General features: G+C 67.8%; 15 protein-coding genes. All 15 read left to right on the top strand.

Features of this window, described 5'->3' with window-relative positions; translation table 11 throughout:
• Nucleotides 1–2: 2 nt before the first annotated feature.
• Complete coding sequence (locus BR31_RS0109835; RefSeq protein ID WP_027500812.1) at nt 3–1,313, top strand: phage major capsid protein; 1,311 nt, start codon at nt 3–5, stop codon at nt 1,311–1,313.
• A 73-nt stretch (nt 1,314–1,386) separates the two neighbouring features.
• Nucleotides 1,387–1,650 (top strand): hypothetical protein, encoded by a 264-nt coding sequence (locus BR31_RS0109830; RefSeq protein WP_027500811.1) that lies wholly within the window; start codon nt 1,387–1,389, stop codon nt 1,648–1,650.
• The gene (locus BR31_RS30555) at nt 1,647–2,168 is read left to right on the top strand and encodes a hypothetical protein (protein ID WP_051637265.1); all 522 of its coding nucleotides are present in this window, start codon (nt 1,647–1,649) and stop codon (nt 2,166–2,168) included. The genes BR31_RS0109830 and BR31_RS30555 overlap by 4 nt, the downstream gene beginning before the upstream one ends.
• Nucleotides 2,168–2,488 (top strand): hypothetical protein, encoded by a 321-nt coding sequence (locus BR31_RS0109820; protein WP_027500810.1) that lies wholly within the window; start codon nt 2,168–2,170, stop codon nt 2,486–2,488. The genes BR31_RS30555 and BR31_RS0109820 overlap by 1 nt, the downstream gene beginning before the upstream one ends.
• A 2-nt stretch (nt 2,489–2,490) precedes the next feature.
• Nucleotides 2,491–2,766, top strand: coding sequence for a hypothetical protein (locus tag BR31_RS0109815; RefSeq protein ID WP_027500809.1), 276 nt, complete (start codon nt 2,491–2,493; stop codon nt 2,764–2,766).
• A complete protein-coding gene (locus BR31_RS0109810) occupies nt 2,763–3,161 on the top strand; it encodes a hypothetical protein (RefSeq protein WP_027500808.1) in 399 nt (132 codons plus the stop codon). Before BR31_RS0109815 ends, BR31_RS0109810 begins: the two co-directional genes overlap by 4 nt.
• A 45-nt stretch (nt 3,162–3,206) precedes the next feature.
• Nucleotides 3,207–4,031, top strand: a complete 825-nt coding sequence (locus BR31_RS28085; protein ID WP_051637264.1) for an Ig domain-containing protein — start codon at nt 3,207–3,209, stop codon at nt 4,029–4,031.
• A gap of 76 nt (nt 4,032–4,107) precedes the next feature.
• On the top strand, nt 4,108–4,401 hold the full coding sequence (locus BR31_RS0109800) for a hypothetical protein (RefSeq protein WP_027500807.1): 294 nt from the start codon (nt 4,108–4,110) through the stop codon (nt 4,399–4,401).
• On the top strand, nt 4,391–4,849 hold the full coding sequence (locus tag BR31_RS0109795) for a hypothetical protein (RefSeq protein WP_027500806.1): 459 nt from the start codon (nt 4,391–4,393) through the stop codon (nt 4,847–4,849). Before BR31_RS0109800 ends, BR31_RS0109795 begins: the two co-directional genes overlap by 11 nt.
• A gap of 413 nt (nt 4,850–5,262) precedes the next feature.
• Nucleotides 5,263–8,979, top strand: a complete 3,717-nt coding sequence (locus BR31_RS30550) for a phage tail tape measure protein (RefSeq protein WP_027500805.1) — start codon at nt 5,263–5,265, stop codon at nt 8,977–8,979.
• A complete protein-coding gene (locus BR31_RS0109785) occupies nt 8,966–9,898 on the top strand; it encodes a hypothetical protein (RefSeq protein ID WP_156042420.1) in 933 nt (310 codons plus the stop codon). Before BR31_RS30550 ends, BR31_RS0109785 begins: the two co-directional genes overlap by 14 nt.
• Nucleotides 9,895–12,066 carry a Gp37-like protein gene (locus BR31_RS30545; RefSeq protein WP_051637263.1) on the top strand — a complete coding sequence of 724 codons (2,172 nt, stop codon included), beginning with the start codon at nt 9,895–9,897 and terminating at the stop codon, nt 12,064–12,066. Before BR31_RS0109785 ends, BR31_RS30545 begins: the two co-directional genes overlap by 4 nt.
• The gene (locus tag BR31_RS0109775) at nt 12,066–12,482 is read left to right on the top strand and encodes a phage gene 29 protein family protein (protein WP_037176165.1); all 417 of its coding nucleotides are present in this window, start codon (nt 12,066–12,068) and stop codon (nt 12,480–12,482) included. Before BR31_RS30545 ends, BR31_RS0109775 begins: the two co-directional genes overlap by 1 nt.
• Nucleotides 12,479–13,201 (top strand): C39 family peptidase, encoded by a 723-nt coding sequence (locus BR31_RS28070; protein WP_081830398.1) that lies wholly within the window; start codon nt 12,479–12,481, stop codon nt 13,199–13,201. The genes BR31_RS0109775 and BR31_RS28070 overlap by 4 nt, the downstream gene beginning before the upstream one ends.
• On the top strand, nt 13,201–13,431 hold the full coding sequence (locus BR31_RS0109765) for a holin (RefSeq protein ID WP_027500802.1): 231 nt from the start codon (nt 13,201–13,203) through the stop codon (nt 13,429–13,431). The genes BR31_RS28070 and BR31_RS0109765 overlap by 1 nt, the downstream gene beginning before the upstream one ends.
• Nucleotide 13,432: the final 1 nt, after the last annotated feature.

Raw genomic sequence — 13,432 nt, 5'->3', positions numbered from 1 at the left:
CCATGATGACGAAGACGAAGCTGGCCGACCTGCAGACCGCTGCACTGAAGGCCACCGACAACGCTCGCACGATCGCCGAGAAGCAGGACGGCAGCCCGAGCGAGTGGGCCGAGCAGGTGCTCACCGACTACAACGCCGAGATGCAGAAGGCCCGCGACCTGCTCGAGCAGATCAAGGTCGGCAAGCGGGACCTCGAGATCCTCGACGAGGCAAAGGGCCTCGCCGCCGAGATCGGCACCCCCGCCGCCGCCGACCTCGACGCGCAGGGCAATCAGCCGGTCCGCGAGCGCGTGAAGTCCCTCGGCCTGCAGGTCGTCGACTCGCTCGCGTTCAAGAACGCGATGGCGCCGTTCAAGGACGGTCGGATCCCTGAGGGGTCGCGCGTCCACTCCGCGCCGATCGACGTGAAGGGCCTGTTCGTCGGCGGCACCGACACCAGCGCGGGCGCGTTCGTCGTCAACGAGCAGTCCGGCATCGTGGAGTCGCTCGGCCGCAAGCCGCTGACGATCCGCGATCTCGTCTCGGTGCGCCGCACCGGCTCCGACGCCGTCGAGTACGTGGCGCAGACGTCGCACACCAACGCCGCCGCGGTGGTCGCCGAGGCCACCAGCTCGGCCGCGCCGACCGCCCCCGGCTCCGCGGGCGCCCTGGTGCTGAACGCGAACGGCGGCTACAAGCCCGAGGGCTCGTGGGCGTACGAGCGCAAGGTCGCCAACGTCAAGACGATCGCCGAGTGGGTGCCCGCGACCAAGCGCGCCCTCGCCGACGTCGCCGCGCTCGAGGGCCTGATCAACGACGAGCTGCGCCTCGACATCGCCGAGGCCGAGGAGGCGCAGATCCTCAACGGCAACGGCACCGGCGAGAACTTCACCGGCATCAACCAGTGGTCCGGCGTGCAGACCCAGGCGTTCTCGACCGACCTGTTCGAGTCGATCCGCAAGGGCATCACCAAGGCCCGCACCGTGGGCCGTGTGAACCCGACCGCGATCGTGGTGAACCCCCTCGACGCCGAGGCGATCGACCTCGCGAAGGACCTGAACGGCGCCTACCGCTACGGCGGGCCGCAGACCCTCGGACAGCGCTCCGTGTGGAGCCTGCCTGTCGTCGAGTCCGAGACCCAGGCCGCGGGCGAGGTGCTGCTCGGCGACTTCTCGAAGGCGGTCATCTGGGATCGGGAGCAGACCTCGGTGACCGTGACCGACTCGCACGCGGATTTCTTCATCCGCAACATGGTCGCGATCCTCGCCGAGGAGCGGCTCGCCTTCGCCGTCACCCGCCCGACCGCGTTCGTCAAGGTCGACGTCACCGCCTGACCCGAGCTGACCGATTGACCGCGACCCGGTGCACCGCGCACCGGGTCGCGGTCGTTCACGGAGGAGATCACCAATGCTGAAGATCTACGCAACCGAGATCCACGGCCACGCGACCACCATCCAGCTCAGCGACGAGGACGCGGAGCGGCGCGGGCTCACCGAAGCGGACACGGTCGAAGCTCGCGAGGCAGCAGCAGCCGAGCAGGCCGAGGCCGAGCGAGCGGCGGCGGCCGAGGCTGAAGCAGCGAAGGCGGCAGCCGAGCAGGCCGACACAGAGAAGGCTGCCGCGGCCGCGAACAAGGCCAAGACGCCCGCGAACAAGGCGGCACCGGAGTGACCGCGCCGCCCGAGCCTGAGATCGTCACCCCCGAGGAGCTGGCCGCGTTCCAGGCTGAGGACGGAATCGACGAGCTCAGCCTCGCGGCGGCAATCTCGGAGGTCCGCGGCTACTGCGGATGGCACATCGCGCCGCAGCGAACCGAGGCCCTGACCCTCGACGGGCCGGGTCTCTCGCTGCTGCTGCTGCCGACGATGCAGGTCGCCGAACTCGACAAGGTCGTCGAGAACGGAGTCGAGCTCGCGGCGGGCGCGTTCGAGTGGTCAGCGAAGGGCATGCTGCGGAAGCGGTCTGGCTGGACTGACCGCTGGCGCAGCATCGAGGTCACGCTGACGCACGGCTACGCCAAGGCACCGGCCGAGCTGATCCGGCTCATCCTCGCCGCCGCGACCGCGCAGATCGACGACGGCGCAGCCGGGTCGGCCGAGAAGGTCGGCCCGTTCGAGTTCTCCGTCGCGCAGCTGCAGCCGCATCAACTCGCGATCCTCAATCGCTACCGGCTCGGCTGGGGCGCGTGATGGCCGCCGAGAAGGTGACGCGGATCCGCACAACACCCGGCGGCTGGGACTCGAACCTAGACCCGGTGCCGTCGACCGAATCGTCATTGCCGATCCGCGCACTCGGCATCGAGCCGGGCCTATCGGAAGAGCTGGCCGAGTTCGGCCGTGACGGCGAACGGATCGAGTTCACGATCTACCTGCGCCGCGGCGCGGACATCACGAACGGCGACGAGCTCATCGTTCGTGGTGACCGATTCGCGGTGCGCGTCGTCGACTGGCGATCACCAAGGACCCGCCGAGGCGGTCTGGTCGCACTCGCATCCCTCGGAAGGGGGTAGCCATGGCGAAGCCATTTCGCCTCAACCGCGCGGGGGTCGGCAAGATCCTCAAGTCGGACGAGGTCACCAGCATGGCGACCGGAGTCGCCGAGCAGGTCGGCGCCGCGGTCCGGACTCAGGTTGGCCCGGATGTCCTGGTCCGGGTCGATCCGTACACGACCGACCGAGGCGCCGCCGCGGTGGTCATCGCGGATCAGCACGGCGCCGCGATGCAGGCCAGCGACGGCGCGCTGTCGAAGGCTGCGGCCGCGGTCGGGCTCACGGTGACGTCGAAGTGAAGGCGCTCCGGAAGCCAAGGGACGCAACGGTACCGATCAAGGACTTTCTGATCGGGCGCATCGCCACGCTGCCAGCGCCCGGCGCGGCGGTCGGTCTCAGTCTGCCGCCGGACTGGACGCCGACGAGTCGGCCCGCGGTGGTCGTGTTCGACGACGGCGGGCCGCAGATATGGCCGGTGGCGACGAAGCCGCAGATCCGCGTCACTGTGTGGGCCGACGGCCGCACGCGGGCGCGGGACCTCGCGGGCATGTGTATGGGCTGGCTGCTCGCGCTGCGAGTGCCCGGCGTGAAGGTCTCTCCCGGGTCGGCGCTGATCGACGCGAGAGACCCGAAGAACGGCGGCGTCATGGCGAGCTTCACCGTCAACGCCACCGTCCGAACAACCAACTTCTGAGCGGTCACATCGTGACCCCAAACCCTGTGAGAGGGGTGCATTTTCATGGCTACAGTCAATGCTGACGCCACGCGGATCTGGGACGGGGCCGAGACCTACGTCATCCCCGTGGCCGATGTCCCGAACGGCGACATCGCGCCCTACGTCCCGGCCTCCGTCAACGCCACGATCGACCCGAAGTGGCTCTTCGTCGGCCTGCAGGACGCCGACGCCGGTGTGCCGATCACGCCTGAGCTCGAGATCGTCCACTTCGACGGGTTCGGGCACCCGCGGTACCGGTCCAAGGCGCGCCGCGGCTCGGTCACGACCGGGTTCACCGCGTTCGAAGACAACGCGGTCACGCGCAAGTTCGTACTGCCCGGCTCGGCAGGGAACCGCATCGGCGCGCCGAAGGGCACGCGGTTCTTCGTGCTGTACCGGTTCGAGGACGAGGGCTACGTTGACATTCTCGTCACGCCGCGCCCCGCGCTCTTCGAGCTGTCCTCGCACAGCGGCAAGACCGAGGCCGGGCAGGAGTCGTACGAGATGACCTGCCACCACGCCAACGACGCGAACGGCGACGTGTTCATCCGCGTCGAGACCGCGGCCACGGCGCCCGTGGATGACCTCGTCATCACCACGACGTCCCTTCCGGCGGGTGTCATCGGCACTCCGTACTCGCAGACGCTGACCGCGACCGGTGGCACCGGAGCGAAGACGTGGACCAAGACGGGCACCCTGCCCACCGGCCTGGCGCTCTCCACTGCTGGTGTCCTCTCCGGCACGCCGACCGCGGCGGGCACGCCGAGCATCACCTTCACGGTCACCGACTCGGCCACCCCAACGGCGGACACCGCCAGCAAGTCGATCACCGTCACGGTGACCGCCTGATCTCCGGCCGCCCGCGGACGTGCAGCCCGCGGGCGGCCGGTTCCACCGCTGCACCCAGCTGCACAGGAGGCATCCCATGCCCCGAGTTCCCAGCGACGCTGAGATTGCCGCGACCGCAGAGCGTCTCGGTCTCCCCGCAGTCACGCCGCGCGACCGCGCGAAGGTCGCGAAGACGATCCAGCTCGCGCCGCAGATCGATGCCGAAGACCGGGCCGCCGAAGTGTCGGCGGCCGACTTCGCCGAGTCGATCGCTGCCGCGCACACCAGCCTGCGCGACGCAGGCCTCCCCGAACACGCCGCCGCGCTCGTGGCGGCAGCAATCGCGCCCGACGTCTGGCGCACGACCCAAGGAGCTGCACATGCCCGTTGACGACTTCGAGACCTTCGCAGAGCAGGACAACGAGACCGAGGCGGCCGACGCCGGTTCCGAGATCGAGCCGAACCGGGCCGCGCGCCGCAAGAAGAACCGCGGCAAGGGTAAGGGCGCGACGATCCCCGCGAATGCCCCTGAGCCGCAGGATCATCTCGCGAAGCAGGCGGCGCGGGTCGCCGAGGCGCCCGGCACCGCGACCATCGTCCTGACCCTGTGGGGCGAGGAGATCCGGATCGAGCAATCGGAGCTCCTCAACTCGTGGGACTGGCAAGTCGGCGCGATTCAGAAGAACCTTCTGATGATGGTCAAGGGCCTACTCGGCGACCGCCGGTTCCTGTGGTTCACGACCCGCGCGCAGGCCGACGGCAAGACGCCGATCGAGGCGGCATCCGAGGTGATGGAGCTCTTCAGCAAGGCGACGGGGCTCGGCTCCGCGGGAAAATAGTCGGCCTGCTCGAGCTGCTGCAGACGAAGGGCGACCCGATCGAGGCGGACCTGCGTCGCTTCCATCGGGTCGACCTTCGTGATCTGTGGCGCCCCGACGGCGGGCCATCGCAGCTGACTCTGCGCCTGCTGTACGTCCTGATCCGGCATCTGCCAGCCGACTCCGCTCTCGCGATCGACGACAACGGCGGACGGCATCCCTGGTCGATCACCGACCACCTTCTCGCCGACCTCTGGGAGCAGAAGGCGAACGCAGGGCGTGGCCGCAATAAGCCGCGCATCCACAACCCCCGGCGCATGGAGATGGCCAAGCGTCAAAACGCCCGTAGCCGCGAGGCCAAGCGGGGCGCGTTCGAGCGCTCGAAAGCGCGACGGGCGCGGGAACTCGGCACAACCGAATAGGAGGGCTGGCCCGTGGAAACAATCGGCTGGGCAGCACTGCAGATCATCCCCGCGATGCGCGGTGTCGAAGGGCAGATGACCGGGCAGCTCGCCGGGCCGATGAAGTCGGCCGGCCAGCGGGCAGGTAAGGACGCAGGCGACGCGATCGCGGCCGGGCTCGCGGCGGCGAAGGGCGCGGTCGACAAGGCCGCGACCGACCTCGCGAAGTCGCAGGACAAGGTCGCCGACGCAGCGGGCAAGGTCCGCGTCGCCGAGGCCGCGCTGCTCGAGCTGCGCGAGAAGGGCATCACCGACGGCGCCCGGCTCACCAGGGCGACTGAGGCGCTCGAGTCCGCGCGTCGTAAGGAAGCCGCAACGACCCGCGACGCCGAGGCGGCGGCCGGAAAGCTGGCCGACGCCCAGAAGCGTGCGACCGACGCTGCTGATGACGGGGCGGGCAAGGTCTCCCGCTTCGGCGGCGCGTTCGATGGATTCGGCGGGAAGGTCAAGTCGGGCGCCGACGACCTGGGCAAGTTCGCGATCGCCGCCGCAGGTATCGGCGGCGCGGTGGCCCTCGGCATGCAGGCGTTCGACAACATGGACGTCGAGTCCAAGCTCGCCGCGCAGCTCGGCGCCACCGGCGACCTTGCGGCCAAGTACGGCGACCAGACCGGGAACCTGTGGAAGCAGGGCGTCGCCGGTTCGATGGATGAAGCTGCCGCGGCCATCGGCGCCGTTGCGACCACGTTCACTTGGGCTGGCGCCGAGGGTGAGAAGGCGACCGATCAGATCGCGGCTTCCGCGCTGAACTTCTCGAAGGTCTTCGGCACCGACGTCAACGAGGCTGTCCAGGCTACCTCGCAGCTCGTGACGAACGGGCTGGCGAAGGACAGCACCGAGGCGTTCGACCTCATGACGACCGCGTTCCAGCGCGTCTCCCCGGCGATGCGCGACGAGCTGCCAGAGATCCTCAACGAGTACGGCACCAACTTCCGGGCGCTCGGGTTCGACGGCGAAGAGGCGTTCGACGTCCTCGTAAGCGCCGCCGACAAGGGCAAGTTCGCCCTCGACAAGACCGGCGACGCGCTCAAGGAATTCACGATCCGTGGCTCCGACATGTCCAAGGCATCCGCCGAGGCGTACAAGGCGATCGGCCTCGATGCCGAAGACATGTCGAACATGGTCGCGATGGGCGGCAAGGATGCGCAGAATGCCTTGCAGGAGACCGCGAAAGGGCTTCTGAACATCGAGATGCCAGCGGATCGGGCAAACGCTGCGATCGCGCTGTTCGGCACACCGCTGGAAGACCTGTCCGTCGATCAGATCCCGATGTTCCTCGAGGGCCTGACTGGCGCCGAAGACCGAATGGCTGGCTTCGCGGGATCGTCGCAGCAGATGAGCGACACCCTCAACTCTGGCCCGAATCACGCGATGACCCAGTTGAAGAACACCATTCAAGGCGGACTGACCGACGCGCTCGGTTCTATCGCGACTTGGATGATGGACAACCAGGGGCCGACGCAGGCAATGGCCATCGCGCTCGGCCTGCTGGCGGCCGGGTTCGTCACGTACAAGGCTGTGCTCATCGGGCAGCAGGCGGCGACCGTCATCGCCACCGCGTCACAGTGGGCGCTCAACGCTGCTATGACCGCCAACCCGATCGGCGCGATCATCGTCGCCGTGACAGCGCTCGTCGCTGGTCTCGTGTGGTTCTTCACCCAGACCGAGCTCGGGCAGCAGATCGTCACCGGCGCGTGGAACGCGATCAAGGCCGGATGGGATTGGATGTGGAATGCGGTATCCGTGGGCATCGATGCCTTCGGCGCCGGGCTCGGCTGGATCGGAACGAAGGCGGGCGAGGCGAAGGACTGGGTCGTCGGCAAGTTCGACGAGCTCGTCGGGTTCGTCACCGGACTGCCGGGCCGGATCGGCTCGGCCGCGTCGGGCATGTGGGACGGCATCACGAACGCTTTCAAGTCCGCGCTGAACTGGGTCATCCAGCGCTGGAACAGTTTTCGGCTCAGTTTCGACTTCACGATTCCGGTCATCAACAAGCGGATTCAGCTGTCCCTCGACACGCCGGATCTGCCGCTACTCCGTGACGGCGGCACCATCGCGGGCCGCACCGCAGACGGGCAGCTATGGGGTCCGGGCGATGGACGCTCGGACAGCATCGTTGGCGTCAACGCCGCGGGCATCCCGGTCGTCCGGGTCGCCGACGGCGAAGGGATCGTTCGCGAAGACGTGATGAGCAACGGCGGCGCCGCGATCGTTGCGGCGCTGAACGCTGGGCAGCTCACCGGCCTCAAGGACGGCGGCGTAATCGGGAGCCTGACGTCGCTCGCAGCCGAGCGGTTCCCGGCGCTGCAGGTGACCGACACCTTGCGACCCGGGGCGAACGACTTCCACGGAGCCGGGAAGGCGGTCGACTTCTCGAACGGCTCAGGCAACACCGACGAGGAGCTCGGGTTCGCGAACTTCCTCGCCGACCACTATCAGAGTCAGTTGCGAGAGCTGATCTACGACGACCCGCGGTTCAACCGCCAGATCAAGGACGGCCAGATCGTGCCGGACTCGTTCTACGCGGCGGCCGGTGACCATACCAACCACGTGCACGCGGCGGCGGATGAGCCACTGGCCGAACCGAAGCCGCTGACGCCGGAGGTCATCACCGTCGCCCCGGGCCAGACCGGACCGGCGCCAGGGTGGGGCCCGACGGGGCCGGGCGCGTTGGGGCCGGGGACGTCGACCACGACGACCACGACGCCGACGACGGAGGTCGAAAAGACCTTCTCGGCTCGCGACCGATGGAAGTCGATGTTCACCGATGTCGCGGGCGTCTGGGCGGACGCGTCGACCGAGATCTTCGGGCTCGGCGACTGGCTCGACCTGGCCGACCGCTACACGATCAAGGCGGGCAGCACGACGAGCACCAGCACCACGGCCAACCCGGCACTGCCAGGCACCGCGGGCCAGATGCCCGGCGTCGACCTCCCCACATCCGCGATGGAGTCGGCGATCGACCCGAACGCAGCGCCCCAGGCGGGGCCGGGCGGGCGGGCCGGTGCGGACCTGTACGCCTACGAGATCGCCCGAGCCGCCAGCGAGAAGGGCCTCGGCGAAGCGGCCGCTGTGATCGGCGAGGCGACCGCTCTCGTCGAGGCGGGTGACCCGCTGAAGATGTGGGCGAACAACGCGGTGCCCGAGTCGCTGAGCTTCCCGCATGACGCGGTCGGCTCGGACTATGACTCGGTCGGGCTGTTCCAGCAGCGCAACAACGGCGCATGGGGGACGGTCGCGCAACGGATGTCTGCGTTCGACTCGGCGCTGATGTTCTTCGAGCAGTTCCCGGCCGACTGGCAGTCGATGGACCCGGGCGCCGTGGCGCAGTCTGTGCAGCGCTCCGCGTTCCCGGCGAAGTACGGCCAGATGCTCGGCCGCGGTCAGGCTCTGGTCGACGAGACGGGGCTGTTCGACAACGGCGGGTGGCTGATGCCCGGGCAGCTGGGTTTCAACGGCCTGACCGAGCCTGAGCCGATCCTCGAGGGCTCGCAGTGGCGAATCGCCGAGGCGAACATCAACAAGGTCGACGAGCTCGTCGGCGCCGGTGCCGGTGTCGGCGGTGGCGGTCCGCGCGTCCAGATCATCAACAACAACCACCAGACGATCGCCGATCAGGCGTCGTGGCAACGAGATCAGGCAGAGCGGCAGAGCATCGCCATTCTGCGGTACGGGGGTGGCAATGCTTGACATCGCGCTCATCGGAGCCAACGAGAAGAGGCTCGACCTCGTTGGGCGCAACGCCGGTCGCCAGGGTGTCATCCTGGCGGCCGGCCAGCTCAAGGGCATCTACGGTGCCCCGATCCTGGGTGACTGGCGGCGAGCCGCGCGGCAGCGTGGCGGCACGTTCAAGGGCCGCAACTACGCATGGCGCGACCTCGCGCTCGGAATGCACCTGTTCGGCGACGACAACCCGAACGGGATCGAGTGGCTCGACAGCCTGCTCGACCAGATGATCACCGACACCCCGGACGAGTGGGATCCGAACGAGCAGCTCGCGCGGCTCGTCATCAAGTCGAAGCGGGACACGCGGCGGCTGTTCATCCAGCGGCACGACGACACGGATTTTGATCCCGAGTTCGACCCGACCATGGAGGACGAGCAGTACGAGAACCCGATCTACAAGGTCCGGGCCGGGATGCCCTTCTGGGAGGGCCGCGAGAAGCTCACGTTCTTCGAGGGCTCCGGCACCTCGGGGTCTGGGTTCATCGAGGTCTCGAATCCGTCGCCGCTGGTGATGTTTCAGGCATGGTCGCTGACCCGGGCGCAGTGGAACATCCCGGATCCGTCGTGGATCGGACCGAAGGGCAGGCGCGTGCCGGGCGGCGAGTTCGGCAACCGCGTCGTCGAGCTCCTGCCGATCGACTCCGCGCACGCCGGTGCCCGCATCAACTACGACCCGATGCGGCTGATGCTCGAATCCTGGTCCGGGACCAACCTTCTCGGCGAGAACGGCGGCCGAGATTTCTTCATGCACAAAATTCCGCCGTACACGCCGAAGACCCTGCTGCCGATCTCGTACACCGGCGCACCGTCCGGCGTCGGTGCGCGTGCCGAGCTACGCCAACCGCGTCTCTGGCCGAAACCGTGGGGAGGTGAACTGATTTGACCGCAACCGTCGACTTCAGCCTGAGTCTCGCCGAGCAATGCGCGGCGATTTGGGAGGCCACCGACCGGGCGCACGACGACCTTGAGCGCATGCGCCGCGTGCCGCCGCTGGTCCGGCTCTGGACCGGCGGCAACGCCGACCTCGCGCACCTCGTCGAGTGCGAGAACAAGGCGCGATGGGAAGACCCGGACAACGACACCGGGCCGGGCGTCCTGAAGATGGACTTCTCGCTTCCGCAGGCTCAGTGGCTCAACGACATGTATGGCCGCATCAAGCGCGGCGAGAAGCGCAACGTGCTCGTCTCGATGGACTACATGGGCAACCGATGGTCAGGCCTGCTCGAAGAGGTCTCGGTCGACACCGACGAGCTCGGCTACTCGGAACTGACCGCGACGTTCCTCTCTGATTTCGAGCAGCTGAAGACAAAACTGCTGTGGGCCACGCCGACCATGCCCGCAATCTTCCAGCCGATCAAGGTCTTTGGGCTTGCGGGCCCGGCTCCATGGGTCTGCGAGGCCGCGCTCCACATCAACCTCGTTCGCGAGAACTCCTCGCTGCTGACGTTCCCCGATGACCCGATGAATCCCTCGTCGTGGTGGACCGGCTACGACATGGCGAATTGGACCGTCGTCGTGAAGCCGACCAGCTTCATGGAGTGGATGTCCAGGGGCGTCCCCTGGGCGATCCTGACGTCACGGTTCAAGTACTGGCACGAGGCCGCGCAGAGCATCCTCGCGGATGCCGAGCTCTCGCTGCGGTGGCGCCGGTGGTTTACCGGCGACCCGCCGCCGTGGCCCGGCGCGAAGGTCCGCCACGGCGCTCTCGTCGTGTGGATCGAGGACAAGTCCGGCGTCGAGGCGGGCACTGCCAACGGCGGCACGCTGTTCGACGGCCTGTTCCGCACGATCCGCCAGTACACCGAGGACTTCGTCGAGAACCTCGAGGAGCAGATCACCGACATGCCGGTGGTCGCCGACTACCGGATCCCCGGCAAGCGACTGACCGACGCGCGGGTTCCGTACGTCTATTACCCGCCGGACAGCCCGGGCGTGCGCAGGTCGAGCTTCAAGCAGCGACCGGCGCGCGCGGTGCAGCTGGTCACCGGCGGCCACTCGATGCCCGGCGTCAACGAGACCATGAGCGCGCTCACGCAGGGAATCTTCGACATCGTCGGCAACGCTCTGCAGATCGGCTCGATCGGCGGCTCGATTGACGCGATGCTGAAACCGTTCTACGAGGACTGCGTAGCCGGAGACACGATCATCCACGGGCCGGACGGCGACGAGCGTATCGACGTCCTCGCGGCACGCGGGCGACCGTTCCGCGTCTGGTCGCTGACGCCCGACGGGCACAGGGTGCCTGCGACGGCGATCCTTGCCTTCAAGAAGGGCCGGACCGAGCTGTTCGAGTACGTCCTCGACGACGGCCGAGCGATCAAGGCCACGCACCAGCACCGCTTTCTGACCCGCGAAGGGTTCATGCGGGGGTCAGCGGTCGTCGTCGGAACGGAGATCGCGACGGTCGATCACGATGACCTGCCCCGGCGGGCGATCGAGGTCGCAGCGGTCAAGGTCGAGGATGCCCAGTACGAGAACCTCCGCGAGACGTCCGCGCTCACCTTCCGCAAGGTCGTGTCAGTGCAGTCGGTCGGCATTGACGACTTCTACGACATGCATGTCCCAGGATGGGAGAACTACTCGGCCAACGGTTTCTGGAACCACAACACGATCCTCGCGTGGATCGCGGTAAAGCTGTTCCAGCGCGCCCAGGTCTCGGGCGACTTCCGCTACTTCGAGTACTTCATCGCCAGCGCCGGGAAGGCGTACACCCTCGATTCGCTGATGGTGCTGCGCGCGGGCGCGTTCGAGACGCGAACGATCTTCTCTGGCTCGATGGAGATCACCAACGCCGCGCCGTACGCGATTGGCGCGTCCGGCGTCGGGCACTTCGACAAGGGCGACCGCGTCGCGACGCGGATCCCGGGCGACCTGACCCGGCGCATTCACGTCGAGCGCGTCTCGAAGACCGTCCTCGAGTGGGATCCCGACAAGTTCCCCGAGTACGAGATCGTGCTCGGCGGCGAACGGCTGCAAGAGGATCCGCTCGCGCGGCTGATGCGCCATATCGACAAAGCTCGATCTGACCTCAAGGAAGCGGGGGTGTTCTGATGCAGCCCGACGATATTCCGCAGCGCGCGAACTGCGACCTCGACGACCCGGAAGAGATGTTCTGGTGGATGTTCGTCAGCCTGCCCGAGCTCAAGGGCGCGCTCGCGATGCTGCCGTTCGCGTACTACCGGCTCGCATCGAAACGCATGCACGACTGCGGCGCCCGGCTCAAGTGCGACAACTGCGGCCACATGGCCGAGCCGACGATCAAGCTGCGGCTGCCGCAGACCGAGGCGCACTGGATGACCGGCGCAGGCAAATGGGTGCCGATCGACGAGCCGGACCCCGGGGAGCTCACCGAGGACGAGCTCGTTCGGAAGATGCCGCCGGAACTGCGGTCTCGACTCGATGCTGCGCTCGACAGAGTCCGCGCCGAGGAAGCCATGCAGCACAACACAAACGAGGAGAACCGATGACTCAGAAGCAGTTGCCCTATGACCGCAACATCGTGCCGCAGGAGACGGGCTACAACTGCGGTCCGGCGTCGGCGCAGATCGTCCTCAACTCCCGCGGCATCCGCGTCGACGAGACGCAGCTGGCCCGCGAGATCGGCACCACGTGGAACGGAACCGACTTCGTCGGCCTGATCGAGCGGGTGCTCGACGAGCGCGTGCCCGAGGCCCGGTACACGTCGGTGCAGATGCCGAACGACCCGCCGACCGGCGCGCAGTGCAATCGCCTGTGGCGAGACATCCTCCGGTCGATCGACGGCGGATATGGCGTCATCGTGAACATCGTTGCGCCGCCGTCGAACTACCCGCGAGGCGTAAACGGATCCGTGTCGCCCGCATACGGCGGCGGCACCGTCTACCACTACATGACCGTCATGGGCTACGACGACGCCACCCGTGCCGTCTGGATCGCCGATTCCGGCTTCCGCCCATTCGGCTACTGGATGAGCTTCGACCAGCTCACCACCCTGATCCCACCGAAGGGCTACGCGTACGCCGACGTAGACCCCGCACCCAACCAGGAGGACGACATGACCCAGCAGCAGTTCGACACCCTCAACGGCAAGCTCGACGCGATCCTCCGGCAGCTCGGCCCATGGGGTCAGCTCGGCACCAACGACGAGGGGGAGCCGCTGACCCTCGTCGATGCGCTCGCAAAGCACACCGCGGGCGGTACCAAGTGATGTGGACCAAGGGGTTCTGGCAGGACGCGTCCGAGCGCGCAATGAAGACCGGCGCGCAGGTGCTTCTCGCGCTGCTGACCGTCGGCACGACCGTCCTGGACCTCGACTGGGGTTCCGCGCTGTCGGTATCCGGCACGGCGGCGATGGTGTCGATCCTGACGTCCATCGTGTCGGCAGGCTTCGGCGATCCCAACTCGCCATCCCTGCTTCCTTCTCGCAGCGAGGGGTAGC

Source organism: Rhodococcus sp. UNC363MFTsu5.1, from assembly GCF_000686785.1.
In the GTDB taxonomy this organism is placed as follows: domain Bacteria; phylum Actinomycetota; class Actinomycetes; order Mycobacteriales; family Mycobacteriaceae; genus Rhodococcus_G; species Rhodococcus_G maanshanensis.
The sequence above is the reverse complement of the archived record's forward strand: the minus strand, read 5'-3'. Positions and strand labels throughout refer to the sequence as shown.

Excerpts from the sequence above, each read along its gene's own strand:
- BR31_RS0109800 (WP_027500807.1), top strand. The coding sequence starts at position 4,108 with ATGCCCCGAGTTCCCAGCGACGCTGAGATTGCCGCGACCGCAGAGCGT.
- BR31_RS0109775 (WP_037176165.1), top strand. The coding sequence starts at position 12,066 with ATGCAGCCCGACGATATTCCGCAGCGCGCGAACTGCGACCTCGACGAC.
- BR31_RS28070 (WP_081830398.1), top strand. The coding sequence starts at position 12,479 with ATGACTCAGAAGCAGTTGCCCTATGACCGCAACATCGTGCCGCAGGAG.
- BR31_RS0109765 (WP_027500802.1), top strand. The coding sequence starts at position 13,201 with ATGTGGACCAAGGGGTTCTGGCAGGACGCGTCCGAGCGCGCAATGAAG.
- BR31_RS0109830 (WP_027500811.1), top strand. The coding sequence starts at position 1,387 with ATGCTGAAGATCTACGCAACCGAGATCCACGGCCACGCGACCACCATC.
- BR31_RS0109820 (WP_027500810.1), top strand. The coding sequence starts at position 2,168 with ATGGCCGCCGAGAAGGTGACGCGGATCCGCACAACACCCGGCGGCTGG.
- BR31_RS28085 (WP_051637264.1), top strand. The coding sequence starts at position 3,207 with ATGGCTACAGTCAATGCTGACGCCACGCGGATCTGGGACGGGGCCGAG.
- BR31_RS0109835 (WP_027500812.1), top strand. The coding sequence starts at position 3 with ATGATGACGAAGACGAAGCTGGCCGACCTGCAGACCGCTGCACTGAAG.
- BR31_RS0109795 (WP_027500806.1), top strand. The coding sequence starts at position 4,391 with ATGCCCGTTGACGACTTCGAGACCTTCGCAGAGCAGGACAACGAGACC.
- BR31_RS0109815 (WP_027500809.1), top strand. The coding sequence starts at position 2,491 with ATGGCGAAGCCATTTCGCCTCAACCGCGCGGGGGTCGGCAAGATCCTC.